Raw genomic sequence first — 25,513 nt, forward strand, 5'->3', positions numbered from 1 at the left:
CTCAGCCCGTGTTTTGGCAATCAAACGGTTTTGCAAAAATCATTTTTAAGGTACCTTCGATCTTCAACCGTCAATGTGTGCGCCCGATGTAAGCCATTTCTTACCGCGACGGCTCTGCGCCCGGTGATCGAACGTCCAGTAAACAGGCACGCATCTCGCTGCCATACCATTCACGATACAAGTTCGAGACATACCCCGAGTTTAAGAACCCACCACTATGAATCTTACCGAATTAAAGAATACGCCGGTTTCTGAGCTGATTACTCTCGGCGAAAATATGGGGCTGGAAAACCTTGCCCGCATGCGCAAGCAGGACATTATCTTCTCCATTCTGAAGCAACATGCGAAAAGCGGAGAAGATATCTTCGGCGACGGCGTGCTCGAGATATTGCAGGATGGATTCGGTTTCCTCCGCTCTGGAGACAGTTCCTACCTCGCCGGTCCCGACGACATCTATGTATCCCCTAGCCAAATCCGCCGCTTCAACCTCCGCACAGGTGACACCATTTCCGGTAAGATTCGTCCGCCAAAAGAAGGCGAGCGCTATTTTGCCCTGTTGAAAGTCAACGAAGTCAACTACGACAAGCCGGAAAACGCCCGCAGCAAGATCCTGTTCGAGAACTTGACGCCGCTGCACGCCAATTCCCGTCTGCGGATGGAGCGCGGCAACGGCTCGACCGAAGACCTGACGGCGCGCGTACTGGACCTGGCGGCCCCGATTGGCCGCGGCCAGCGTGGCCTGATCGTGGCACCGCCGAAAGCCGGTAAAACCATGCTGCTGCAGAACATTGCGCAGAGTATCGCTTACAATCACCCAGACTGCGTGCTGATGGTGCTGCTGATCGACGAACGTCCGGAAGAAGTGACCGAGATGCAGCGCCTGGTGAAAGGTGAAGTGATCGCATCGACCTTCGACGAACCGGCTTCGCGCCACGTGCAAGTGGCCGAAATGGTAATCGAGAAGGCCAAACGCCTGGTTGAGCACAAGAAAGACGTGATCATTCTGCTTGACTCTATCACCCGTCTGGCGCGTGCCTACAACACCGTGGTACCGGCTTCCGGTAAGGTGCTGACCGGTGGTGTGGACGCCAACGCCCTGCATCGTCCGAAGCGTTTCTTCGGTGCGGCACGTAACGTGGAAGAGGGCGGCAGCCTGACCATCATCGCGACCGCGCTGGTTGATACCGGTTCGAAGATGGACGAAGTGATCTACGAAGAATTTAAAGGTACCGGCAACATGGAATTGCACTTGGCGCGTAAAATCGCCGAGAAACGCGTATTCCCGGCGATCGATTACAACCGCTCCGGTACCCGTAAAGAAGAGCTGCTCACCACCTCCGAAGAGCTGCAAAAAATGTGGATCCTGCGCAAAATCATTCACCCGATGGGTGAGATTGACGCGATGGAGTTCCTCATTAATAAGTTGGCGATGACTAAAACCAACGATGAATTCTTCGATATGATGAAACGCTCATAATTCGTTAAAAAATTCGCTGAACGCCACGCCTAGTCGTGGCGTTTTTCGCTTTTGGCGGATACGATAAGTAGCAGTAATGGAAAAGTAAGTTGTTTCCTCGACTTATTGAGAATTCATCTTGTTTGTCGGTCGGCGTTGCGTCGGTCGGCTTTGCTGCTGTCGTTTTGTCAGCCGATGCGAAGAAAATAGGCATGAATCACCGTTGTCATAGGAAATGACCGAAAGGTGGCGGGGGCCGATGGCACAAGCTATTGCCCGTGGTAAGCTGCCTTATCTTCTACAGAGATCTGTTAACTGTGAACTTACTCACTATGAGTACTGAAATTCTATTTGTTTTCCTGTTTTCTTTGGCTTTTCTCTTTGTTGCCCGCAAGGCGGCAAAACGTATTGGTCTGGTAGATAAACCCAATTATCGCAAACGCCATCAGGGGCTGATTCCTCTGGTCGGCGGTATTTCCGTTTATGCCGGATTGTGCTTCGCATTTTGGATCTCCGAACAGCCTATCGCGCACGCCAAGCTTTACCTCACCTGCGCCGGCATTCTGGTGTTTGTGGGCGCGCTCGACGATCGTTTTGACATCAGCGTTAAGATCCGCGCCCTGGTGCAGGCGTTGGTCGGCATCGCCATGATGGTGTTCGCCGGTCTGTATCTGCGCAGCTTCGGCCATGTGCTGGGCGACTGGGAGATGTTGCTGGGGCCGTTCGGCTATTTGGTGACGCTGTTCGCGGTATGGGCGGCGATCAACGCCTTCAACATGGTCGATGGCATTGATGGCCTGCTGGGTGGGCTGTCATGCGTTTCCTTCGGCGCGCTGGGTCTGTTGCTGTACCTGAGCGGTCACCATGAGATGGCGTTCTGGTGCTTTGCGATGATCGCCACCATCGTTCCCTATATTTTGCTCAACCTCGGCATCCTCGGCCGCCGTTATAAGGTGTTCATGGGGGATGCCGGCAGTACCCTGATCGGCTTTACCGCCATTTGGCTGCTGTTGCAAAGCTCGCAGGGCAAGGCACACTCGATTAACCCGGTGACTGCGCTGTGGATCATCGCTATTCCGCTGATGGACATGATAGCAATCATGTATCGTCGTTTACGCAAGGGGATGAGCCCCTTCTCTCCCGATCGTCAACATATTCACCACCTGATCATGCGCGCCGGCTTTACGCCACGGCAGGCTTTCGTATTGATCACCCTGGCGGCCGCATTGCTGGCGGCGGTGGGCGTGATCGGCGAACGCCTGACTTTTATCCCTGAGTGGGTTATGTTGGCATTATTCTTGCTTGCATTCTTCCTGTACGGTTACTGCATCAAGCGCGCCTGGCGGGTTGCGCGGTACATTAAGCGTATCAAGCGCCGGCTGCGGCGTTCGGGCGATAACAAGCAAGTACCTTAACCAGAGACCAGAGGCTTTTTGGCTGTGATGAATCCAGAAACAACGTCTGACAAGCATACCCCGGCGGTGGATAACGAACTCGATATCCGCGGCCTGTGCTGCACCCTGTGGCGCGGCAAACCGTGGATAATCGGCATTGCGGTGCTGTTCGCGGCGGTCGCGCTGATCGTCTCTTATCTGGTTAAGCAAGAATGGAGCGCGACCGCAATCACCGACAAACCCACGGTGAATGCGCTGGGCGGTTACTACTCCCAGCAACAGTTCCTGCGCAATCTGGATGTGCGCACGTTGCCGGCGACGGCGGGCGATCAGCCGAGCATCGCGGATGAAGCGTACAATGAGTTCATCATGCAACTGGCGGCTTACGATACGCGTCGCGATTTCTGGCTGCAGAGTGATTATTACAAGCAACGTCAGGAAGGGGATGCCCGCGCCGATGCGGCACTGCTCGACGAGCTGATCAACAACATCCTGTTCACGCCGCGTGACGACAAAAAAGTCCCGAACGACGGCGTGAAGCTGACGGCGGAAACCGCCGCGGACGCCAACCGCCTGCTGCGTCAATACGTGGCTTTCGCCAGCCACCGTGCTGCTCTGCACCTGAACGAAGAGATCCAGGGGGCATGGGCCGCTCGCACCACCTCGATGAAGGCGCAGGTCAAGCGTCAGGAAGCGGTGGCAGAGTCGGTTTACAAGCGCGAGCTGAATACCACGCAGCAGGCGCTGAAAATCGCTGAAAGCCAGGGGATTAGCCGCACGCAAACCGACACTCCGGCCGAGCAACTGCCGGATTCGGATCTGTTCCTGCTGGGCCGGCCAATGCTGCAGGCACGTCTGGAAGGCCTGCAGGCCTCCGGCCCGACCTACGATCTGGATTACGATCAGAACCGCGCGATGCTGGCGACGCTGAACGTTGGCCCGACGTTGGATGAGAAGTTCCAGACCTATCGTTATTTGCGCACGCCGGAAGAGCCGGTAAAACGTGACAGCCCACGCCGGGTATTCTGGCTGATTCTGTGGGGCGCGATGGGCGCTTTGGTTGGCGCGGGTGTTGCCTTGGCGCGTCGGCCGCGTAGTTAAAAAATAATATAATAATCTGATGCAGGGCGCGTGAGCTCCCCATTCGCAGGCGGTGCCTGCGATTAACCGACCAAAAGAGATTCGCTGTGAAAGTGTTGACTGTTTTCGGCACCAGACCTGAAGCCATTAAAATGGCGCCGCTGGTACATGCACTGGCCCAGGATGAGGCCTTTGACGCAAGAGTCTGCGTAACGGCACAGCATCGTGAGATGTTGGATCAGGTATTGCGGTTGTTTGAGATCACGCCGGATTACGATCTGAACATCATGAAACCCGGCCAGGGGCTAACGGAAATCACCTGTCGCATCCTGGAAGGGTTGAAAGGGGTGCTGGAAGACTTCAAACCGGATGTGGTGCTGGTGCACGGCGATACCACTACCACGCTGGCGACCAGCCTGGCGGCGTTCTATCAACGCATCCCCGTTGGGCATGTCGAGGCCGGGCTGCGCACCGGCAATCTGTATTCTCCCTGGCCGGAAGAGGCCAACCGCAAACTGACCGGCCATCTGGCGATGTACCATTTCGCGCCAACCGAGAACTCGCGCCAAAACCTGTTGCGCGAGCTGCTGCCGGACAACCGCATTTTCGTGACCGGCAATACGGTAATCGACGCGCTGTTCTGGGTGCGCGACCGCGTGATGAGTGATGCTGCGCTGCGCGCGGGCCTGGCACAGCGTTACCCGTTCCTCGACGCCGACAAGAAACTGATCTTGGTCACCGGCCATCGCCGCGAAAGCTTTGGCGGCGGCTTTGAGCGGATTTGCAGCGCGCTGGCGGAGATCGCCAGCAATCACCCGGAAGTGCAGGTAGTGTATCCGGTGCATCTCAATCCAAACGTCAGTGAGCCGGTGAATCGCATTTTGAAAGGCATCGACAACGTCATGCTGATCGAACCGCAGGATTATCTGCCGTTTGTCTATTTGATGACCCAGGCTTACATGATCCTGACCGATTCCGGTGGCATTCAGGAAGAGGCGCCATCGTTAGGCAAACCGGTGCTGGTGATGCGCGACACCACCGAACGCCCGGAGGCGGTAGATGCGGGCACGGTGCGTCTGGTCGGCACCGATGTGGCCAAAATTGTTGAAGCGGTGACCCGGCTGTTGACGGACGAAAGCGAATATCACGCGATGAGTCGGGCGCACAACCCGTACGGTGACGGGCATGCCTGTCAGCGTATCCTCGAAGCTTTAAAGAATCATCAGGTGAAACTATGAGTTTTGACACTATTTCGGTTATCGGCCTGGGTTATATCGGCTTGCCAACGGCGGCGGCGTTTGCCTCCCGCAAGAAAAAAGTGGTGGGTGTAGATGTTAACCAACATGCGGTAGATACCATTAACCGCGGCGCGATCCACATCGTTGAGCCGGATCTGGATAAAGTGGTCAAGGACGCCGTCGACGGCGGGTTCCTGCAGGCGGTGACCAAACCACGGGCGGCCGATGCGTTCCTGATCGCAGTGCCTACCCCGTTCAAAGGCGATCACGAGCCGGATCTGGCCTATGTCGAAGCGGCGGCGAAATCGCTGGCGCCGGTGCTGAAAAAAGGCGATCTGGTGATCCTGGAGTCCACCTCGCCGGTGGGCGCCACCGAACAAATGGCAGAATGGCTGGCGCAGGCGCGCAGCGATCTCAGCTTCCCGCAGCACGCGGGTGAAGCGGCGGACGTGAATATCGCCTACTGCCCGGAGCGCGTGTTGCCGGGGCAGGTGATGGTGGAGCTGATTCAAAACGACCGCGTGATCGGCGGCATGACGCCGAAGTGCTCGGAGCGCGCCAGCGCGCTGTACAAGATTTTCCTCGAGGGCGAATGCGTGATCACCAATTCGCGCACCGCCGAGATGTGCAAGCTGACGGAAAACAGCTTCCGCGACGTGAATATCGCCTTTGCCAACGAACTGTCGCTGATTTGCGCCGAGCAGGGGATCAACGTCTGGGAGCTTATCCGCCTGGCAAACCGCCATCCACGGGTGAATATTCTGCAGCCGGGGCCGGGCGTCGGCGGTCACTGCATTGCCGTCGATCCGTGGTTTATCGTGGCGCAGAATCCGCAGCAGGCGCGCCTGATCCACACCGCACGCCTGGTGAACGACGGCAAACCGCTGTGGGTGGTCGACCGTGTGAAAGCGGCGGTGGCCGATTGCCTGGCCGCCACCGACAAGCGCGCGTCCGAGGTGAAAATTGCCTGTTTCGGCCTGGCCTTCAAGCCGAATATCGACGATCTGCGTGAAAGCCCGGCGGTAGAGGTGGCGCACCTGATCGCCGAATGGCACGTCGGCGAAACGCTGGCGGTGGAACCGAACGTCGAACAGTTGCCGAAGTCGCTGGCGGGCCATGTGACGTTGACGCCGATTGCCGAGGCGTTGCAGCAGGCCGATGTGATCGTGATGTTGGTCGATCACCAACAGTTCAGGGCCATCCGGCCGGAAGATGTAAAACAAACATGGGTTGTTGATACCAAAGGAGTATGGCGTTGAAACGTATTTTAGTTACCGGTGGTGCCGGTTTCATTGGCTCCGCCGTTGTGCGGCACATCATCGAGGCCACCGGCGATAGCGTGGTGGTGGTGGATAAGCTGACCTATGCCGGTAACCTCGAGTCGCTGGCGGTGGTGGCCGACAGCGATCGTTATGCCTTCGAGCAGGTCGACATCTGCGATCGCGCCGAGCTGGATCGGGTATTTGCCCAGTATCAGCCGGACGTGGTGATGCACCTGGCGGCGGAAAGCCACGTCGATCGCTCTATCGACGGCCCGGCGGCCTTTATCGAGACCAACGTGGTTGGCACTTACACGATGCTGGAAGCGGCGCGCCATTACTGGCAGCCGTTGGCGGCGGAGAAGAAGCTGGCTTTCCGTTTTCATCATATCTCCACCGACGAAGTGTACGGCGACCTGCACGGCACCGACGATCTGTTCACCGAAACCACGCCCTATGCGCCGAGCAGTCCGTATTCCGCCTCCAAGGCGTCGAGCGATCATCTGGTGCGTGCCTGGCTACGCACCTACGGTTTGCCGACCCTCGTGACCAACTGTTCGAATAACTACGGTCCTTATCACTTCCCGGAGAAGTTAATTCCGTTGGTGATCCTGAATGCGGTAGCCGGCAAACCGCTGCCGGTATACGGCAACGGCGCGCAGGTGCGTGACTGGTTGTATGTCGAGGATCACGCGCGTGCGCTCTATCAGGTCGTGACCGAAGGCGTGGTGGGCGAAACTTACAATATTGGTGGCCACAACGAGCGCAAGAATATCGAAGTGGTACAGACCATTTGCGATCTGCTGGAGGAACTGGCGCCAAACAAACCAGAAGGCGTGGCGAACTACCGCGATCTCATCATTTACGTGAAGGATCGCCCGGGCCACGACATGCGTTATGCCATCGACGCTAGCAAAATCGATCGTGAGTTGGGCTGGCGGCCGCAGGAAACCTTCGAAAGCGGCATTCGCAAGACGGTAGCCTGGTACCTGGCTAACGAAACCTGGTGGCGCCGGGTGCAAGACGGCTCTTATGCCGGCGAGCGTTTAGGGTTGTCAGATTAATTTAACGCCGCGTCGCTCTGCGGCGGCGCGGCGGTTTTTGGAGTAAGTATGAAAGGTATTATTCTGGCTGGCGGTTCCGGTACGCGTCTGCATCCGATCACTCGTGGCGTGTCCAAGCAACTGCTGCCGATTTATGACAAGCCGATGATCTATTACCCGATGTCGGTACTGATGCTGGCGGGGATCCGCGACATTTTGATCATCTCGACCCCGGAAGATCTGCCGTCCTTCGAACGTTTGTTGGGTAACGGCGAACAGTTCGGCGTCAATCTCAGCTACGCTGCGCAGCCTAAGCCTGAAGGTCTGGCGCAGGCGTTTCTGATCGGCGAGGAGTTTATCAACGGCGATTCTTGCTGCCTGGTGTTGGGCGATAACATCTTCTTCGGCCAATCTTTCAGCCCGAAATTAAAAACCGTCGCGGCCCGCACCGAAGGGGCCACCGTGTTCGGTTATCAGGTCATGGATCCTGAACGCTTTGGCGTCGTGGAGTTTGACGGCAACTTCCGTGCGCTGTCGATCGAAGAGAAACCGAAGAAACCGAAATCCGATTGGGCGGTGACCGGTCTGTACTTCTACGATAGCCAAGTGGTGGAGTTTGCCAAGCAGGTGAAGCCTTCTGAGCGCGGCGAGCTGGAAATCACCAGCATCAACCAGATGTATCTGGAGCGCGGTGAACTGACCGTCGAGCTGTTGGGACGCGGTTTCGCCTGGTTGGACACCGGGACTCACGACAGTCTGCTGGAAGCCAGCAGCTTCGTGCAGACGGTAGAAAAACGCCAGGGCTTTAAAATCGCCTGTCTAGAGGAAATTGCCTGGCGCAACGGTTGGCTGGATGACAAGGGACTCAAACGTGCCGCCAACGCCTTGTCGAAAACCGGTTACGGTAAGTACCTGTTGGATCTGCTGCATGTGCGTCCACGCCACTATTGAGCCTTTGGCGTGGGAAAGCGAGTTTTTCGCGCTAGACAGCGCGAAACTCAGCTTCTCCTCCTCGGCTCCGGCGCTCGCCGAAGCCGATCTGGCGGCTTATGCCTTGGTGCAGGCCAAAGTCCCCGCTCAGCACCTTGCGTTGGCGGACGGTCTGGCTGATTTGGGATTTCGCCTGGTTGAGGGCGAGGTCGATCTGGTTCTGGCTCTTGAGCATGATCACGTGGTTGAACCGGGTTTCGTCGCCCAGACGTCCCGCCTGGCGGCAGAAGCCGATATCCCGGCATTGCGCACCGCGGCGGCTCAGGCGTTCACCGTCAGCCGCTTTCGTACCCCCTGGTATCAACCTGATGACAGCGGCCGGTTTTATGCTTTGTGGATCGAAAAGGCCGTTCTGGGCACCTTCGATCATCAGTGCCTGTTGGCGCTGGACGAACAGGGGCGGCCAGAGGGATTTGTCAGCCTGCGTGACATTGGCGGCCAGGAAATGCGTATCGGCCTGCTGGCGGCTTTCCCCGGCGTATCAGGCCGGGGCATTGGCACTCGGCTGATGACTGCGGCGCTGGCCGAATGTCGGCGGCAAGGAATGCAGCGCCTGCGGGTCGCGACCCAGACAGGCAATATCGCCGCATTACGACTCTATCAACGACAGGGTGCCGTGATTGAAAGCACCGCGTACTGGTTATACAGAGGTAGACATGATTCCATTTAACGCTCCACCGGTTGTTGGCACTGAACTGGAATATATGCAGGCTGCTATGGGCAGCGGTAAGTTGTGCGGCGACGGCGGTTTTACCCGCCGCTGCCAGCAGTGGATGGAACAGCGTTTCGGCAGCGCGAAAGTGTTGTTGACGCCTTCCTGCACCGCGTCGTTGGAAATGGCCGCCATCCTGCTGGATATCCAGCCGGGTGATGAAGTGATCATGCCGAGTTTTACCTTCGTTTCAACCGCCAACGCCTTTGTGCTGCGCGGTGCCAAAGTGGTGTTCGTCGACCTGCGGCCGGACACCATGAACATCGACGAAACCAAAATCGAAGCGGCGATCACCGATAAAACCCGCGCGATTGTGCCAGTGCACTATGCCGGCGTTGCCTGCGAGATGGATACCATCATGGCGCTGGCGAAGAAATATAACCTGTTCGTGGTGGAAGACGCCGCGCAGGGTGTGATGTCGACCTACAAAGGCAAGGCATTGGGCACCATTGGCCATATCGGCTGCTTCAGCTTCCATGAAACCAAAAACTACACCGCCGGCGGCGAAGGCGGCGCGACGCTGGTGAACGATCCGGCCCTGATCGATCGGGCGGAAGTCATCCGCGAGAAAGGCACCAACCGCAGCCAGTTCTTCCGTGGCCAGGTCGATAAATATACCTGGCGCGACATCGGTTCCAGCTATTTGATGTCTGACCTGCAGGCCGCTTACCTGTGGGGCCAGCTGGAAGTGGCGGAACGCATCAACCAGCGCCGTTTGGCACTGTGGCAGAAGTACTACGACAGCTTCCTGTCGTTGGCAAAGGCCGGCCGCATCGAACTGCCGAGCATCCCAGCCGACTGCGTGCATAACGCGCACATGTTCTATATCAAGCTGCGTGATATCGAAGAGCGCACGGCCTTTATCGACTACCTGAAGGAAGCCGAAATCATGGCCGTGTTCCACTATATCCCGCTGCATGACTGCCCGGCCGGCGAACAGTTTGGCCGCTTTGCCGGCGAAGATCGTTACACCACGCAGGAAAGTGCGCGTCTGGTGCGCTTGCCGCTGTTCTACAATATGTCTGATGTCAATCAGCGTACGGTAATCAATACCATCCTGAGCTTCTTTGCCTGATATGTCGTTGGCAAAAGCATCGATATGGACCGCCGGCTCCACGCTGATCAAAATTGGCGTGGGGCTCTTGGTGGTGAAACTGCTGGCGGTAGCGTTTGGCCCCAGCGGCGTGGGGCAGGCGGGTAACTTTCGCCAGTTGATCACCGTGCTGGGCGTGCTGTCCGGCGCGGGTATTTTTAACGGTATAACCAAATACGTTGCGGAGTACCATCAGGATCCGCAGCGTTTGCGCCTGGCGGTCGGTACCGCGTCGAGCATCGTGCTGGGCTTTTCGACCTTGCTGGCGCTGGTGTTTCTGTTCGCCGCCGAACCGATCAGCATCGGGCTGTTCGGGCATGCCGATTACGTCGGCGTGGTGCGCGCCGTCGCTTTCATTCAGATGGGCATCGCCTACGCCAACCTGTTCATGGCGGTGCTGAAAGGCTATCGCGACGCGATGGGCAATGCGCTGGCGGTGATCGGCGGTAGCCTGATCGGCGTGGTGGCATATTACCTGTGCTTCAAGCTGGGCGGCTATGAAGGTGCGCTGGCGGGGCTGGCGCTGGTGCCGGCGTTGGTGGTGCTGCCGGCCGGGCTGATGCTGTGGCGGCGCAAAACGCTGCCGCTGCGCTATTTGGCGCTGCGTTGGGACAAACGGGTGGCCGGTAACCTCGGCAAATTCACCGTCATGGCGTTGATCACCTCGGTGACGCTGCCGGTGGCCTACGTCATGATGCGAAACCTGCTGGCCGCGCATTACGGTTGGGATGAGGTGGGGATCTGGCAAGGCGTCAGCAGCATTTCCGATGCCTATCTGCAGTTTATCACCGCCTCGTTTACCGTCTATCTGCTGCCGACGCTGTCGCGGCTGACGGACAAGGGCGCCATCTCGCGGGAGATCGTGCGCTCGCTGAAATTCGTGCTGCCGGCGGTAGCGGCAGCGAGCTTTACGGTCTGGGTGCTGCGCGATTTCGCTATCTGGCTGCTGTTCTCGGATAAATTCGTCGCCATGCGCGATCTGTTTGCCTGGCAACTGGTGGGCGACGTGCTGAAAGTCGGGGCTTATGTATTCGGCTATTTGGTGATCGCTAAAGCGTCGCTGCGCTTTTATATCCTGACGGAAGTCAGCCAGTTTCTGCTGCTGACGCTGTTCTCGCACTGGCTGATCCCGCAGCACGGCGCGCTGGGGGCGGCTCAGGCCTATATGGCAACCTACATCGTGTATTTCGCGCTCTGTAGCTGCGTGTTTCTTATTTATCGTAGACGAGTATGACCACACTGATTCACGTTCTGGGATCCGATATCCCGCATCATAACCAGACGGTGCTGCGCTTCTTCAACGACGTGCTGGCGCCGCGTTTGCCGGCTGAGCAGACGCGGCATTTTATGGTGGCGGCCAAGGATGTGGCGGCACTGGGGGATTTCCCCGCCCTGAATATTGAGCCTTACGCCGATAAGAAAAGCCTGGCGGCGGCGGTGATCGCCCGCGCCCAGGCCGATCGCGCTGCGCGCTTCTTCCTGCACGGCCAGTTCAATCCGGGGCTGTGGCTGGCGCTGCTGAGCGGCAAGATCAAGGCGCGTCAGATCAGTTGGCATATTTGGGGCGCCGATCTGTACGAAGACGCCACCAGCTGGAAATTCAGGCTGTTTTATCTGCTGCGCCGCATTGCCCAGGGGCGGGTGGGGAATGTATTTGCTACCCGCGGCGACGTGATTCACTACCAGCAGCGCCATGCGCGGGTACCGGCTTCGCTGCTGTACTTCCCGACCCGCATGGATCCGGCGCTGACCGACGTTCACGTCGAGAAAAACCTGGCCGGGCCGATGACGATTCTGGTGGGCAACTCCGGCGATCGCAGCAATCGGCATATCGAAGCGCTGCAGGCGATTCATCAGCAGTTCGGCGCCGACGTGCGCGTGATCCTGCCGATGGGCTATCCGGCCAATAACGACGCCTACATCGAGCAAGTGCGCGCCGCCGGATTGCCGCTGTTCGGCGAAAAAAACCTGCAGCTGCTCACGCAGCAGGTGGCATTTGAAGACTACCTCAATATTCTGCGCGCCTGCGATCTCGGCTATTTCATTTTCAATCGCCAGCAGGGGATAGGCACCCTGTGCCTGCTGATTCAGTTTGGCGTGCCTTTCGTGCTCAGCCGGCAGAACCCGTTCTGGCAGGATTTGGCGGAACAGCACCTGCCGGTGCTGTTCTACGGTGACTCGCTCGACGAGGCGGTGGTGCGCGAAGCGCAGCGTCAGCTGGCGGCGGTAGATAAACAGGCGATCGCTTTCTTCAATCCGAACTATGTCGACGGCTGGCAGCAAGCCCTGGCGCTGGCGGCGGGAGAGCACTCATGACGTTGGCGCAATTCGGCGGCCTGTTCGTCGTCTACCTGGTCAGCCTGACGTTTATTCTGACGCTGACCTACCAGGAGTTTCGGCGCGTGCGCTTTAACTTCAACGTCTTCTTCTCGCTGCTGTATTTGCTGACGTTTTATTTCGGCTTCCCGCTGACCTGTCTGCTGGTGTTTCAGTTTGACGTCGAGGTGGTGCCGGTGGAGTTTCTGCTGTACGCCTTGCTGTCGGCGACGGCGTTTTACGCCATCTATTACGTCACCTACAAGACCCGGCTGCGCAAGCGCCGCTCTCAGCCGCGTGCGGCGCTATTCACCATGAACCGGGTGGAAACCCATATGACCTGGGTGCTTCTGGCCCTGGTGGCGATCGGGACCGTGGGTATCTTCTTCATGCAGAACGGCTTCCTGCTGTTCAAGCTCAATTCCTACAGCCAGATCTTCTCCAGCGACGTGTCCGGCGTGGCGCTCAAACGGTTCTTCTACTTCTTCATTCCGGCGATGCTGGTGGTCTATTTCCTGCGGCAGGATCTGCGCGCCTGGTTCTTGTTCCTGGTGGCGACGGTGGCGTTCGGCATTCTGACCTACGTCATCGTCGGCGGCACCCGCGCCAATATCATCATCGCCTTCGCGCTGTTCCTGTTTATCGGTATCGTGCGCGGCTGGATCACGCTGTGGATGTTGGCGGCGGCGGGCATATTCGGTGTGGTCGGCATGTTCTGGCTGGCGTTGAAGCGCTACAGCCTGGACGTCAGCGGCGCGGAAGCGTTTTATACCTTCCTTTATCTGACCCGCGATACTTTCTCGCCGTGGGAAAATCTGGCGCTGCTGCTGCAAAATTACGACAAGATCGATTTCCAGGGCCTGGCGCCGATCCTGCGTGATTTCTACGTCTTTATTCCAACCTGGCTATGGCCAGGCCGGCCGGACGTGGTGCTGAACTCAGCCAACTATTTCACCTGGGAAGTGCTGAACAATCACTCCGGGCTGGCGATTTCCCCGACGCTGATCGGTTCACTGGTGGTGATGGGCGGCGCGCTGTTTATCCCGCTCGGCGCGATTCTGGTGGGCATGATCATCAAGTGGTTCGACTGGCTGTATGAGTTGGGTAAAACCGAACCGAACCGCTATAAGGCGGCCATTCTGCAAGGCTTCTGCTTCGGTGCGGTGTTCAACATAATCGTATTGGCGCGTGAAGGGGTGGACTCATTTGTGTCGCGCGTGGTGTTCTTCTGCATTATTTTCGGCGCCTGTCTGGTGCTGGCGAAGTTGCTGTATTGGCTGTTCGATACCGCCGGGCTGATCAAGGCCAGAGTGACGCGCGCCCGCGCGCTGGCCTCTCCCCCACGGGTGGACGGTCTTTTGTAAGGGTAATGACGACGATGGAAACAAAGATTTCGGTGCCGCAGTATGAGCTGCGCGGTTTCAGCCTGTGGGGCTTTCGCGATATGGCGCACTGCATGGACTTTCTGTTCGACGGCGGCCGGGTCAAACAGGGCACGCTGGTGGCCATGAACGCGGAAAAGATCCTGAAGGCGGAAGAGGACCCGGCGCTGCATGCGTTGCTGGATGAGGCGGAGTACAAGTACGCCGACGGCATCAGCATGGTGCGCTCGATTCGCCGCAAATACCCGGCGGCGGACGTTTCGCGCGTTGCGGGCGCCGATCTGTGGGAAGCCTTGATGCAGCGCGCCGGTCGTGAAGGCACGCCGGTCTTCCTGGTCGGCGGCAAGCCGGAGGTGCTGGCGGAAACCGAGCAAAAGCTGCGCAGCCAGTGGAATGTCAACCTGGTGGGTAGCCAGGATGGCTATTTCAAACCGGAGCAACGTGAGGCGCTGTTCGAGCGTATTCGCGCCAGCGGTGCCGCTATCGTGACGGTGGCGATGGGATCGCCGAAGCAGGAGATCCTGATGCGCGACTGCCGCAAGGTGCATCCGCAGGCGCTGTACATGGGCGTGGGCGGCACCTACGACGTCTTTACCAGCCACGTGAAGCGTGCGCCCAAGGTGTGGCAGAACCTCGGTCTGGAGTGGCTCTACCGCCTACTCAGCCAGCCCAGCCGCATCGGCCGGCAGTTGAAGCTGTTGAAGTTTGTCGGCTACTACTACAGCGGCAAGATGTAACCTCTACATCCGGGGCGGAAAGTGCTGTTCCGCTCCGGTCTGCTGTACCAATAATCTGCTTTTGCACGTTTCTCCCGCATATCTATAACCCCCAGCCCTAAACGCAGCCGCATTTATTCCATAAAGTTTTAAATTGCGGTTTGCTTATAGCGGCGAAATGCGAAACGATACCGCCCGGAAATTATCCCCGGCCGCTGAAGCCTGATGCGACAGCGCTGAACGATGTTCTTCTCACGGTAACTTCGCTCCGACTACCCGTTGATGCCAACCCGAACGGCAGGGGATGATTTATTCTTTTAATAATGACAATAACGACCGGCAGCGGCCGGCAGGCAAACACAACCCGAAAAAAATTATTGAGGATTTATGGCACACAAAGAGAAACCGCAAGGGCTACACCGGGGCCTTGAGGCCCGGCACATCGAGCTTATCGCTCTGGGGGGCACCATCGGCGTCGGCCTGTTTATGGGGTCGGCCAGTACGCTGAAATGGGCGGGGCCGTCGGTGCTGCTGGCTTACATCATCGCCGGACTGTTCGTGTTCTTCATTATGCGTTCGATGGGGGAGATGCTGTTCCTCGAGCCGGTCGCCGGGTCGTTTGCCGTTTACGCGCATAAGTACATGAATCCCTACTTCGGTTACCTGACCGCCTGGGGCTACTGGTTTATGTGGATTGCCGTCGGCATTTCTGAGATCACCGCCATCGGGGTGTATGTGCAGTTCTGGTTCCCGGAAATACCGCAGTGGGTGCCGGCGCTGATCGCCGTGGCGATGGTGGCGCTGGCCAACCTGGCGGCGGTGCGCCTGTACGGTGAGCTGGAGTTCTGGTTCGCCATGATCAAGGTCACCACCATCATCGTGATGATTCTGGTGGGGCTGGGGGTGATCTTCTTCGGTTTTGGCAACGGCGGTGAACCTATCGGTTTCGCCAATCTGACGGCGCACGGCGGCTTCTTTGCCGGAGGCTGGAAGGGCTTCCTGTTTGCGCTGTGCATCGTGGTGGCGTCCTATCAGGGGGTTGAGCTGGTGGGCATCACCGCCGGGGAAGCCAAGAACCCGCAGGTGACGCTGAAACGCGCGATCAACAATATCCTGTGGCGCATCCTGATCTTCTATGTGGGCGCGATCTTTGTCATCGTCACCATTTTCCCGTGGAACGGCATCGGCACCACCGGCAGCCCGTTCGTGCTGACCTTCGCCAAGATCGGTATCGTTGCCGCCGCCGGCATCATCAACTTCGTGGTGTTGACCGCCGCGCTCTCCGGCTGCAACAGCGGCATGTACAGCGGCGGCCGCATGCTGTACGCCTTGGCCAAGAACCGCCAACTGCCGGCGGCGTTGACCAAGCTTTCCGCCAGCGGCGTGCCGGTGAACTGCATCGCCGTCACCATCGCCTGTCTGTTGGTGGGGTCCGCGCTGAACTACATCATCCCGAATCCGGAGCAGGTGTTCGTGTATGTCTACAGCGCCAGCGTGCTGCCGGGCATGGTGCCGTGGTTCGTGGTGCTGATAAGCCAGCTCTATTTCCGTCGTGCCCATAAGGAAGCGATCAAAACCCACAGCTTTAAGTCGATCATGTTCCCGTATGTGAACTATCTGACCATCGCTTTTCTGGTTTGCGTGCTGGTCGGCATGGGAATCAACCCGGATACGCGGATTTCCCTGCTGGTCGGGGCGATTTTCTTAGCCGGCGTCAGCCTGTGCTACTTCGCTTTCGGCATGCATAAGAAACATCATCCGGCTGAAAATCGGGTAGAAACGCGGCAATAAACGGTGAAAAGGGGCTACGGAGTGCGCTTTCCTGCGCAGGAGTGAGCAAAGCGTAATCAAACGCAACATTTCTGCGAAAAAGCACTAGACAGGATTGGTGTAAATCCGTAGTATCCCCTCCCGCAACGGCGCTACGCGCCCGTAGCTCAGCTGGATAGAGCGCTGCCCTCCGGAGGCAGAGGTCTCAGGTTCGAATCCTGTCGGGCGCGCCATTAAGTTTGTGCGCAGGAGCTGCGGTGGTAATATTACCGCGTGAGTAAGAAGAAGTAGTAATGGTGGCTATAGCTCAGTTGGTAGAGCCCTGGATTGTGATTCCAGTTGTCGTGGGTTCGAGTCCCATTAGCCACCCCACTTCCTGGCGAAGTGAAGATTTAGCAGTATTTTGTGACAGTGCGAAGGTGGCGGAATTGGTAGACGCGCTAGCTTCAGGTGTTAGTGTTCTTACGGACGTGAGGGTTCAAGTCCCTCTCTTCGCACCACGCAAAATATCTGATAAATATAAGATTTATATGGACAACGGTCTGATAAATCGGGTAGTATGAGCAACACAAATCGGCGAGTAGCGCAGCTTGGTAGCGCAACTGGTTTGGGACCAGTGGGTCGGAGGTTCGAATCCTCTCTCGCCGACCACTTTCAAAGAAACCGACGCAAGTCGGTTTTTTTACGCCTGCAGTTTATGAGGATGAGTACCTCCGCAGGAGGTTCGAGCCTCGCGAAGCGAGACAACGTTGCTTTAGCAACGGCCCGCAGGGCGCGCATCAAAGATGCGCGTAATCCTCTCTCGCCGACCACTTTCAAAGAAACCGACGCAAGTCGGTTTTTTTACATCTGCCGTTTATGAGAGCAAGTTTTCTCAGCATGACGAAGCTAATACCGACAAGCCCGTGCAGCAATGCGCGGGTTTTTTGCGTATCGAAGGATGGGCATTTTGTCTCTGCTGGCAAGCGTGTTGGTTTTCAGCGACAACGCCATCCAGCGCTGTCGTCAGGTTGAGACAAATAATTCATTGATTTAAAAAAATAAAGTTGGCTTTGGCTTAAGTCGTCGTTTTGAGGCGACATCCTGATAACGGCCGCTGGCAAGGAATGCCAGGAAGTGGTTTGCAACGTAAAGGATGGAATTAAATAAAAAATCAATATTTTCAATATCTTGAATTCTATTTTCTTATGGGGATGGACTCAATATAAAAGTTGGCACGCCAAATGCTATATCTATAGCGTAGATGCTCATTCCACCTCTTATGTTCGCCTTAGGCTTCATAAACCCTGGGAATGACGCAGAGCCGATTTAGGGTGCCTATCGCCCACGAGAACGATGACTAACCCGTCATCACGCTCAGGGCAGAACGTTGAGTGAGGCACCGCCCCTGTTGTCCTAGACCTGATTGCTTCTTTATACACTTGCCATACGGCAAGTGTTTTTTTTTTGCGCCACAGAAAAACCCTGAGCAAAAAAAAAGCGCGGCATCGGGGCCGCGCTCTTCTCTCTCGGGCAGGGCGTTATTCGCCGCCGTTCTGTTTCAGCGTCAACATCAGCCCTTCACGCCGCATCTGCGCCGCTTCATCCGAACGATGCAGTTTCTCCAGCGTATCGGCCAGCCAGGCGTAATCGTAGGCGTCCGGACGCTGTTTCAGCGCTTCGCGGAAGGCGTCGGCCGCTTGCTGCCACTCGCCGTGCTTCATCAGCAGTTGCCCCAGCGTGCTGTTTAACAGCGGCGTCGCGCCGTGTTGTTTCATCTGCTGACGCAGCGCTTTCTCAAGCTGCTCGGGGTTGCCGGACTTCAGCCGCGGCAGCAACAGCACCAGGCGCTCGTCGTATTGGCGCTTCAGGCTGTCGAGCACAATCTCCTGTGCCAGCTCGTGGTCGTTGCATTCGATCAGGTGTTCCACCATCGCGATTTGCAGCGGCACCTCGTGACGCGTCTTGCGGCTCTGATCTTTCCACCAGCGCTTCAGGCCTTCACTGCCTTCGTCCGCCATCGCCTGATTCATCAGACCGATGTAAGCCTGCTGCTGCAAGGCCTGCAGCTGCTCTTCGCTGTGCAGTTCGATTTTACGCATCGACGGCAGCACTTCCAGCAGCGACGCGTAGGCGCCGGTGCGCAGATAGGCTTGTTCCGCCAGGCGCAGCACTTCCGGATGGCGCGGCGCCTGGTTCAGCAGGCGATCGACGCCGTGGCGCGCGGCGTGGTTCTCGCCCTGCGCCAGCTGGATACGAACCCGGGTGATATCCACCGGCAGCTGATCGGTGTCGGCCGCTTCGGCAGCGCGCTCCAGATATTGATTGGTGCGGAAGTCGTCGCCGCGTTGTTGTGCGGCTTCGGCGGCCAGCAGGTAGTTCACCACCGGCTGTTCGGCGTGGTCGGCGTTGCGCGTCATCAGCTTCTCAACCTGCTTGTAGTCGCCTTCCGCCAGCTTGATCAGCGCGGCTTTGGTTTGCTGGCGTGCGCGGGTGCGCTTACGGCCGATAAACCAACCGCGCGTGCGGGCGCCGGTACGGAAGAGACGGCGCAGGATCCACTCGATCGCCAGCAGCACCACGAACAGCAGCACCAGCATGATCACCAGGCCGGTGACGCTGGTTTCGACATTGTAGTTATCGGTCTGGATCAGTACATAGCCCTGATGCCCGGCCAACATCGGCCCGAGCACCACGCTGGCGATCACCACCAGGAACAGAAATAGCACGCGTAACATGGCTTAACCCTCCTGGTGAACGGCAGGGGACTGGGTCATCAGGTTGCGCACCCGGGTCTGCATCACTTTTTCCAGCAGCGGCTGGCTTTTCAGCTGATCCGGCACGTCCATCGAGATCGACTGCTGGCTCAGGCTGTCCAGCTCTTCCAGGAAAGCCTTGGTCGCCGGATCGGTGGTGTCGAAATAGGCGCGCACCCAGGTGGAGACGGTTTCCAGCGATTGCTTGTAGGTCTCGTTCTGGTGGCGCGGGATGGCCTGTGCCGCCACCAGCAGGCGCGAACGGATATTTTCGCGCAGGTAGATGTCCTGGTTCGGCGCCAGCAGCGGTTCGGCGCTGGTGTCGCGGCGGCGGATGGTGATGAAGTCGGCCATGAAATTGCGCCAGCTCTTGGCCAGGTTCTGCCGCCATTCGCCGATCGAGCCGGAGAGCTCGCTGCTGTTTTGATCCATCGGCGCTTCGTCGGTGTCGTTATCGGCCAGGCGCAGGTTATCCACCTGGTTGGACAGCTGATTGACCTTGAGGATGATGCCGTCGTAATCGACCTGGGTCAGCGTAGAAAGCGTGCTGATGTCTTCGGTAATGGCGCGGCGCACGTCGAGCAGGCTAGGATCGTTCATGTCCGCCAGGCTGGCGTCGGCGCTTTTCAGCAACGCGGCGGCGCTGGTCACGTCTTGATCGCTCCACAGCTTGCGGCCGGCCATTTTCACCAGGAAATCGGCCTGCGCCAGCAGCCAGGTTTTGGCGTCGCTGCCGGAGATGGTCGCCACTTTTTCCTGCAGCTCGCTCAGTTGACGCGCCAAATTCGCCTGCTCGCGATCGGCGGCGTCCAGGGTTTTACCCTGCTGCTGCAGCAGGCCTTCCAGCGCATTTCTTTCCTGCTGTTGGCTCTGCTTCACGCCTTCAAGCTGCTGCTGCAGCGCCTGATTGGCGGCGATCAGCTGTTGCGCCTGCTTGTGCGTGTGGTAATAGCCGCCCGCGCCGAGGGCGATGACCAGCACGATAGCGATCGCGCCGAGCACCGGGCCGGTGTTCTTGCCTTTGCGGCTGGCAGCGGCTGGCTGCTGGGAGCTCTCAACCGCGGTGGTTGGCTCTTCAACCGGGGCGGCTGGGGTATTTTGTTCCGTCATAGTGGCACATCCCATAGTCAGATTATTGTAGCGCGCGGATCAGCGCGTCATTATCGGCGTTGTCAGCTACCCGAATCGTACGCCAGCCCAAATCCCGGGCGAGGGTAGCCAGGCGTTCGCTCACTACTACCAGGCGGCAACGCAGCAGCCATGAAGAACGATAGTAATCAGGAACTAAAGTATAGAGCTGTTGTAACATTTCACCGCTGGTCACCACCAGCGTATCCACACCGGCACGCTGCCAGTGGGCGCTTTGCTCGCTGCCGTCGTAGTGCACCGGGCTGCGTTGATAGCATTCATAATAGCTGACGTCGGCGCCGCGCTCGCTCAGCGTTGTGCCCAGCAACTCGCGGCCGCCGTTGCCGCGTAAAATCAGCGCGCGTTTGCCCGCCAGTTTCTGCAGCGCCGGCAGCAGCAGCAGCGTTTCGCTGATCTCGCGCTCGCGCGGGTATTCCACCGGCAAACTGCTGATGCGGTGCAGCGCCAGCCCGGTGGTGCGACCGATGGCGTAATACGCCAGGTGAGCGGGCCAGCTCAGTCCGGCGCGGCCGATGACCGAATCGGCATAGTTCACCGAATGCTGCGACAGCACGAATACCAGATCGCCGGCGTTCAACTGCTGCAACGCCTGCGGCAGCTGCGGCAGATCGCTGCCGGGGGCGAAGTCGATCAGCGGTGCATGATAGGCAACCCGGCCGAGTGCGCGCAGCCGGCTCACTAACCGCTCTCCCGAAGGCGATGGGCGGGTTACCAGGATCGTCATGCCGGCGGATTTCCCTGATAAACCTCGCGCAGGATCTCGCGCGCGCCGCGCGCCAGCAACTCTTCCGCCAGCTCAACGCCCATCCGTTCAGCCTCGGCGGCCGGGCCGCGGCGTTCGCCGCGCACCATCTGGCTGCCGTCCGGCGCGCCGACCAGGGCGCGCAGCCACAGGCTGTCGCCATCCAGTTCGGCATAGCTGCCGATCGGCACCTGGCAGCCGCCTTCCAGACGGGTGTTCATCGCCCGTTCGGCGCGCACGCGGGTTTCGGTAGCCGCATGGTTCAGCGGCGCCAGCAGCGCGCGGGTGACGCTGTCGTCGAGACGGCATTCAATGCCGACTGCACCCTGGCCGACCGCCGGCAGGCACTCTTCGGCACTCAGCGGGCTGCGGATGCGTTGCTCCAGCCCCAGGCGTTTCAGGCCGGCCACCGCCAGAATAATCGCGTCGTAGTCGCCGTTGTCCAGCTTGGCCAGGCGAGTGCCGACGTTGCCGCGCAGGTCGCGTACGATCAGGTCCGGGCGGCGTTCGCGCAGTTGGCACTGGCGGCGCAGGCTGGAGGTGCCGACCACGCTGCCCTGCGGCAGCTGATCGAGCGAGGCGAAACGATTGGAAACAAAAGCGTCGCGCGGATCTTCGCGTTCGCAAATGGTGGTCAAACCGAGGCCGGCAGGGAAATCGACCGGCACGTCTTTCATCGAGTGCACGGCGATGTCGGCGCGGCCTTCCAGCAGCGCGAGCTCGAGTTCTTTAACAAACAGGCCTTTACCGCCGACTTTCGCCAGCGGCGTATCCAGAATAACGTCGCCGCGCGTCACCATCGGCACCAACTCGACCTGCAGGCCGGGATGGCTGGCCATCAGACGTTGCTGCACATAATGTGCTTGCCAGAGTGCAAGCGGGCTTTGTCGGGTGGCAATTCGAATAATTTTGTCTAACATGCTTGTTACCGTTTTTATATTTCGCCATCCATCCTACCACTGAGAGCCAATACTGTCAGTGCAAGAAGCCGGAGGCGGAAAAAGGACAACGGAATCAAAGGGACGTGTGATGTGCTTTGGGGCAGTTAACACTGCGGGTAAATCGTTTAGGGAAGCGCTACAATAATTGTGAAGCGTTACCTCCTTTACGGTCAATCAGCAAGGTGTTAAATTGATCACGTTTCCAGCAATAAGTCGCCAAATATTCTTCTTACACTAACGGCGCTTATGGAATACGGGTTTTTTTCTAAACACCGGGATAATCAGGCGAGACGTCTTGTACCTCTACATCGAGACATTGAAGCAGAGACTGGATGCGATCAATCAGCTACGCGTCGATCGCGCCCTAGCGGCTATGAAGCCCGCGTTTCAACGGGTATACAGTCTGCTGCCCACCTTACTGCACCACCACCACCCGCTGATGCCGGGTTACCTGAACGGTAACGTTCCCCACGGCATTTGCCTCTACACGCCTGATGAAACTCAACAAGATTACCTGAACGATTTAGAAGACAAATGGGGTAGCCCGTTTGACAAACCGGCCAGCGGCGAGCTGCCGATCACCGGCGTCTACTCGATGGGCAGCACCTCGTCTATCGGCCAAAGCTGCAGCTCGGATCTCGACATCTGGGTCTGCCACCAGTCCTGGCTGGACAACGAAGAACGCACCCGCCTGCAGCAAAAATGCAGCCTGCTTGAGAAGTGGGCCGCCTCGATGGGGGTGGAAGTCAGCTTCTTCCTGATCGACGAAAACCGCTTCCGCCATAATGAAAGCGGCAGCCTGGGTGGCGAAGACTGCGGCTCGACGCAGCATATCCTGTTGCTCGACGAATTTTACCGCACCGCGGTGCGCCTGGCCGGCAAACGCATCCTGTGGAACATGGTGCCGGGCGAAGAAGAAGCGCACTACGATGAATACGTGCTGTCGCTGTACGCGCAGGGCGCGCTGACGCCGAACGAGTGGCTGGATCTCGGCGGCCTGAGTTCGCTGTCGGCGGAAGAGTACTTCGGCGCCAGCCTGTGGCAGCTGTACAAGAGCATCGATTCGCCTTACAAGGCGGTGCTGAAGACCCTGCTGCTGGAAGCCTATTCCTGGGAATACCCCAATACCCAACTGCTGGCGACGGACATCAAACACCGCCTGCATCAGGGTGAGATCGTCAGCTTCGGGCTCGACGCCTACTGCATGATGCTCGAGCGCGTGACCCGCTACCTGACCGACATCAATGACACCACCCGCCTCGATCTGGCCCGCCGCTGTTTCTACCTGAAAGTGTGTGAAAAGCTGTCGCTGGCCAAGGCCTGCGTCGGCTGGCGGCGCGAGATCCTCAGCCAGCTGGTCAGCGAGTGGGGCTGGAGCGAAGAGCGCCTGGCGATGCTGGACAACCGCGCCAACTGGAAAATCGAACGGGTGCGCGAAGCGCATAACGAACTGCTCGACGCGATGATGCAGAGCTACCGCAACCTGATCCGTTTCGCCCGCCGCAACAACCTCAGCGTCAGCGCCAGCCCGCAGGATATCGGCGTGCTGACCCGCAAACTGTATGCGGCGTTCGAAGCGCTGCCCGGCAAGGTGACGCTGGTGAACCCGCAGATCTCACCGGACCTGTCGGAAAACGATTTAACCTTTATTCACGTGCCGGTTGGCCGCGCCAACCGCACCGGCTGGTACCTGTATAATCAGGCACCGGCCATGGATTCGATCGTCAGCCATCAGCCGCTGGAATATAACCGCTACCTGAACAAGCTGGTGGCCTGGGCCTATTTCAACGGCCTGCTGACGCCGCAGACCCGCCTGCACATCAAAAGCGGCAACCTGTGCGACACCGCCAAACTGCAGGAACTGGTGGCCGACGTTTCTCATCACTTCCCGCTGCGCCTGCCGGCGCCAACGCCGAAAGCGCTGTACAGCCCGTGTGAGATCCGGCATTTGGCGATCATCGTCAATCTGGAAAACGATCCGACCGCCGCCTTCCGCAATCAGGTGGTGCACTTCGATTTCCGCAAACTGGACGTGTTCAGCTTCGGCCAGCAGCAGCAGTGTTTGGTGGGCAGTATCGATCTGCTGTATCGCAACTCCTGGAACGAAGTGCGTACCCTGCATTTCAGCGGCGAGCAGTCGGTGCTGGAAGCGCTGAAGACCATTCTCGGCAAAATGCACCAGGACGCCGCGCCGCCGGAGTCGGTGGAAGTGTTCTGCTACAGCCAGCACCTGCGCGGCCTGATCCGCACCCGTATCCAGCAGCTGGTGTCGGAGTGCATCGAGCTGCGCCTGTCCAGTACCCGGCTGGAACCCGGCCGCTTCAAGGCGGTGCGCGTTGCAGGGCAGACTTGGGGGCTGTTCTTCGAGCGCCTGAGCGTGTCGGTGCAAAAGCTGGAGAATGCGGTGGAGTTTTACGGTGCGATCTCCAACAACAAGCTGCACGGCCTGTCTATCAAGGTGGAAACCGATCAGGTGCATCTGCCGCCGGTGGTGGACGGCTTCGCCAGCGAGGGGATCATCCAGTTCTTCTTCGAAGACACCTCAGACGACAAGGGCTTCAACATCTATATTCTGGATGAGTCGAATCGGGTGGAGGTGTATCACCACTGCGAGGGCAGTAAAGAGGAGCTGGTGCGCGACGTCAGCCGCTTCTACTCCTCGTCGCACGATCGCTTCACCTACGGCTCCAGCTTCATCAACTTCAATCTGCCGCAGTTCTATCAGATCGTGCAACTCGACGGGCGCACGCAGGTGATCCCGTTCCGCAGCAACGTGCTGTCCAGCCTGTGCGTGACGGTGGCCGACGGCGCCGCTCAGCCGCTGAAACAGCAGTTCCAGCTGCATTGACGCCGCAAGGGCTCGGTTGCCGAGCCCTGCTTAGCCTCAGGAAAAATGCAGTTCCTCGCCGGCCTGCGCGCTGGCCGCTTCGCTGAGCAGCTGATAAAACGGCTGCCCGCTGCGATCGCATAGCCAAATGCCGTCGCGGTAGTTGAAGTGATAACCGCCGGCCTTGGTGGCGAGCCACACCTGGTGCAGCGGCTCCTGGCGGTTGATGACGATTTTGGTGCCGTTTTCGAAGCTCAGCGTCATTACGCCGCCATTGGTTTCGTAATCGATATCCGCATCGCCGTCAAAATCGTCCAGTGTCTCTTCAATATTCAGCATCAGCTGGTCGGCCAACTGGTGAAACTCACTGTCGTTCATATTCAATTCCTATTGCTTTTCATGATCCACCTGCGATTATAGAGACCTTGGACGCATGAATTACAGGCATTAATGCAAATGAAAAAACAACTACGCTATGCGCTGATGGCAGTTCTGGTTACCGGCCTCGCCGGCTGCGGTCTGAAAGGCCCGCTTTACTTCCCGCCTGCCGATCCCGCCAGCCAGAAACCGGCCAAGCCGCCGGTGCAAACGGGCGATCAGGTGCAAAAGAACCAGCAGGAGCAGTCTGGCTCTCAGCAAAAACCGTCGATGGTTGACCAGTAAACCCCGG

21 protein-coding genes, 4 tRNA genes and 1 other RNA gene are annotated in these 25,513 nt (G+C 58.4%); 21 read left to right on the plus strand and 5 right to left on the minus strand.

Translation table 11 applies throughout. The features are described from left to right. The first annotated feature begins 217 nt into the window (after nucleotides 1-217). From rho to ACJ8J5_RS18175, 19 genes are all read left to right on the plus strand, one after another. The gene (gene rho, locus ACJ8J5_RS18085) at nucleotides 218-1,477 is read left to right on the plus strand and encodes a transcription termination factor Rho (RefSeq protein WP_004934188.1); all 1,260 of its coding nucleotides are present in this window, start codon (nucleotides 218-220) and stop codon (nucleotides 1,475-1,477) included. Nucleotides 1,478-1,773: 296 nt separating this feature from the next. Further along, a complete protein-coding gene (wecA, locus tag ACJ8J5_RS18090; protein ID WP_025304855.1) occupies nucleotides 1,774-2,871 on the plus strand; it encodes a UDP-N-acetylglucosamine--undecaprenyl-phosphate N-acetylglucosaminephosphotransferase in 1,098 nt (365 codons plus the stop codon). Nucleotides 2,872-2,898: 27 nt separating this feature from the next. Beyond that, nucleotides 2,899-3,951 carry an ECA polysaccharide chain length modulation protein gene (gene wzzE, locus ACJ8J5_RS18095; protein ID WP_033631474.1) on the plus strand — a complete coding sequence of 351 codons (1,053 nt, stop codon included), beginning with the start codon at nucleotides 2,899-2,901 and terminating at the stop codon, nucleotides 3,949-3,951. A gap of 86 nt (nucleotides 3,952-4,037) precedes the next feature. After that, entirely contained in the window at nucleotides 4,038-5,168 is a 1,131-nt protein-coding gene (wecB, locus tag ACJ8J5_RS18100; protein WP_043142254.1) for a non-hydrolyzing UDP-N-acetylglucosamine 2-epimerase, read from the plus strand. Then, nucleotides 5,165-6,427: a UDP-N-acetyl-D-mannosamine dehydrogenase gene (wecC, locus tag ACJ8J5_RS18105; RefSeq protein ID WP_049203647.1), complete on the plus strand. Its 1,263-nt coding sequence runs from the start codon at nucleotides 5,165-5,167 to the stop codon at nucleotides 6,425-6,427. Before wecB ends, wecC begins: the two co-directional genes overlap by 4 nt. Continuing rightward, a complete protein-coding gene (gene rffG / locus ACJ8J5_RS18110) occupies nucleotides 6,418-7,491 on the plus strand; it encodes a dTDP-glucose 4,6-dehydratase (protein WP_173890263.1) in 1,074 nt (357 codons plus the stop codon). The genes wecC and rffG overlap by 10 nt, the downstream gene beginning before the upstream one ends. 48 nt (nucleotides 7,492-7,539) lie before the next feature. After that, nucleotides 7,540-8,421: a glucose-1-phosphate thymidylyltransferase RfbA gene (rfbA, locus tag ACJ8J5_RS18115; RefSeq protein ID WP_043142249.1), complete on the plus strand. Its 882-nt coding sequence runs from the start codon at nucleotides 7,540-7,542 to the stop codon at nucleotides 8,419-8,421. After that, nucleotides 8,399-9,130 (plus strand): dTDP-4-amino-4,6-dideoxy-D-galactose acyltransferase, encoded by a 732-nt coding sequence (rffC, locus tag ACJ8J5_RS18120; protein WP_043142245.1) that lies wholly within the window; start codon nucleotides 8,399-8,401, stop codon nucleotides 9,128-9,130. Before rfbA ends, rffC begins: the two co-directional genes overlap by 23 nt. After that, nucleotides 9,117-10,247: a dTDP-4-amino-4,6-dideoxygalactose transaminase gene (rffA, locus tag ACJ8J5_RS18125; protein ID WP_049203642.1), complete on the plus strand. Its 1,131-nt coding sequence runs from the start codon at nucleotides 9,117-9,119 to the stop codon at nucleotides 10,245-10,247. The genes rffC and rffA overlap by 14 nt, the downstream gene beginning before the upstream one ends. Before the next feature lies 1 nt (nucleotide 10,248). After that, nucleotides 10,249-11,499, plus strand: coding sequence for a lipid III flippase WzxE (wzxE, locus tag ACJ8J5_RS18130; RefSeq protein WP_025304863.1), 1,251 nt, complete (start codon nucleotides 10,249-10,251; stop codon nucleotides 11,497-11,499). Beyond that, the gene (locus ACJ8J5_RS18135) at nucleotides 11,496-12,581 is read left to right on the plus strand and encodes a TDP-N-acetylfucosamine:lipid II N-acetylfucosaminyltransferase (protein ID WP_099816935.1); all 1,086 of its coding nucleotides are present in this window, start codon (nucleotides 11,496-11,498) and stop codon (nucleotides 12,579-12,581) included. Before wzxE ends, ACJ8J5_RS18135 begins: the two co-directional genes overlap by 4 nt. After that, entirely contained in the window at nucleotides 12,578-13,945 is a 1,368-nt protein-coding gene (gene wzyE / locus ACJ8J5_RS18140; RefSeq protein ID WP_060434807.1) for an ECA oligosaccharide polymerase, read from the plus strand. The genes ACJ8J5_RS18135 and wzyE overlap by 4 nt, the downstream gene beginning before the upstream one ends. 14 nt (nucleotides 13,946-13,959) lie before the next feature. Next, the gene (gene wecG / locus ACJ8J5_RS18145) at nucleotides 13,960-14,700 is read left to right on the plus strand and encodes a lipopolysaccharide N-acetylmannosaminouronosyltransferase (protein ID WP_442520487.1); all 741 of its coding nucleotides are present in this window, start codon (nucleotides 13,960-13,962) and stop codon (nucleotides 14,698-14,700) included. Between the two features lie 366 nt (nucleotides 14,701-15,066). Continuing rightward, a complete protein-coding gene (gene thrP / locus ACJ8J5_RS18150) occupies nucleotides 15,067-16,470 on the plus strand; it encodes a bifunctional threonine/serine APC transporter ThrP (RefSeq protein ID WP_025304867.1) in 1,404 nt (467 codons plus the stop codon). 135 nt (nucleotides 16,471-16,605) lie between these two features. Continuing rightward, nucleotides 16,606-16,682: transfer RNA gene (locus tag ACJ8J5_RS18155), tRNA-Arg, on the plus strand. Nucleotides 16,683-16,745: 63 nt separating this feature from the next. Further along, nucleotides 16,746-16,821, plus strand: a tRNA-His gene (locus tag ACJ8J5_RS18160). 41 nt (nucleotides 16,822-16,862) lie between these two features. Further along, nucleotides 16,863-16,949: transfer RNA gene (locus ACJ8J5_RS18165), tRNA-Leu, on the plus strand. Nucleotides 16,950-17,023: 74 nt separating this feature from the next. Continuing rightward, nucleotides 17,024-17,100: transfer RNA gene (locus ACJ8J5_RS18170), tRNA-Pro, on the plus strand. A gap of 32 nt (nucleotides 17,101-17,132) precedes the next feature. Beyond that, nucleotides 17,133-17,261, plus strand: a non-coding RNA gene (locus ACJ8J5_RS18175) — RtT sRNA. A 708-nt stretch (nucleotides 17,262-17,969) separates the two neighbouring features. Here the strand turns inward: ACJ8J5_RS18175 and hemY are convergent. Genes hemY through hemC form a run of 4 tightly spaced genes read right to left on the minus strand, consistent with a single transcriptional unit; the run spans nucleotide 17,970 to nucleotide 21,995 of the window. Then, nucleotides 17,970-19,166: a protoheme IX biogenesis protein HemY gene (gene hemY, locus ACJ8J5_RS18180; RefSeq protein ID WP_414105098.1), complete on the minus strand. Its 1,197-nt coding sequence runs from the start codon at nucleotides 19,164-19,166 to the stop codon at nucleotides 17,970-17,972. Nucleotides 19,167-19,169: 3 nt separating this feature from the next. Next, nucleotides 19,170-20,294 carry a uroporphyrinogen-III C-methyltransferase gene (gene hemX, locus ACJ8J5_RS18185; RefSeq protein WP_197837318.1) on the minus strand — a complete coding sequence of 375 codons (1,125 nt, stop codon included), beginning with the start codon at nucleotides 20,292-20,294 and terminating at the stop codon, nucleotides 19,170-19,172. Nucleotides 20,295-20,316: 22 nt separating this feature from the next. Next, entirely contained in the window at nucleotides 20,317-21,057 is a 741-nt protein-coding gene (gene hemD / locus ACJ8J5_RS18190; protein ID WP_025304868.1) for a uroporphyrinogen-III synthase, read from the minus strand. Beyond that, complete coding sequence (gene hemC / locus ACJ8J5_RS18195; protein WP_041037210.1) at nucleotides 21,054-21,995, minus strand: hydroxymethylbilane synthase; 942 nt, start codon at nucleotides 21,993-21,995, stop codon at nucleotides 21,054-21,056. The genes hemD and hemC overlap by 4 nt, the downstream gene beginning before the upstream one ends. 316 nt (nucleotides 21,996-22,311) lie before the next feature. On the opposite strand from hemC, the gene ACJ8J5_RS18200 reads away from it, so the two are divergent. Next, nucleotides 22,312-24,864 carry a class I adenylate cyclase gene (locus ACJ8J5_RS18200; RefSeq protein WP_019452546.1) on the plus strand — a complete coding sequence of 851 codons (2,553 nt, stop codon included), beginning with the start codon at nucleotides 22,312-22,314 and terminating at the stop codon, nucleotides 24,862-24,864. A 36-nt stretch (nucleotides 24,865-24,900) separates the two neighbouring features. On the opposite strand, the gene cyaY is transcribed toward ACJ8J5_RS18200, so the two are convergent. After that, nucleotides 24,901-25,221: an iron donor protein CyaY gene (gene cyaY / locus ACJ8J5_RS18205; RefSeq protein ID WP_173889847.1), complete on the minus strand. Its 321-nt coding sequence runs from the start codon at nucleotides 25,219-25,221 to the stop codon at nucleotides 24,901-24,903. A 78-nt stretch (nucleotides 25,222-25,299) separates the two neighbouring features. Here cyaY and lptM point away from each other — a divergent pair, with 78 nt between their 5' ends. Next, nucleotides 25,300-25,506 (plus strand): LPS translocon maturation chaperone LptM, encoded by a 207-nt coding sequence (gene lptM, locus ACJ8J5_RS18210; protein WP_004934241.1) that lies wholly within the window; start codon nucleotides 25,300-25,302, stop codon nucleotides 25,504-25,506. Nucleotides 25,507-25,513: the final 7 nt, after the last annotated feature.

It is taken from the genome of Serratia sp. CY43202, assembly GCF_052168755.1.
In the GTDB taxonomy this organism is placed as follows: Bacteria; Pseudomonadota; Gammaproteobacteria; order Enterobacterales; family Enterobacteriaceae; genus Serratia; species Serratia bockelmannii.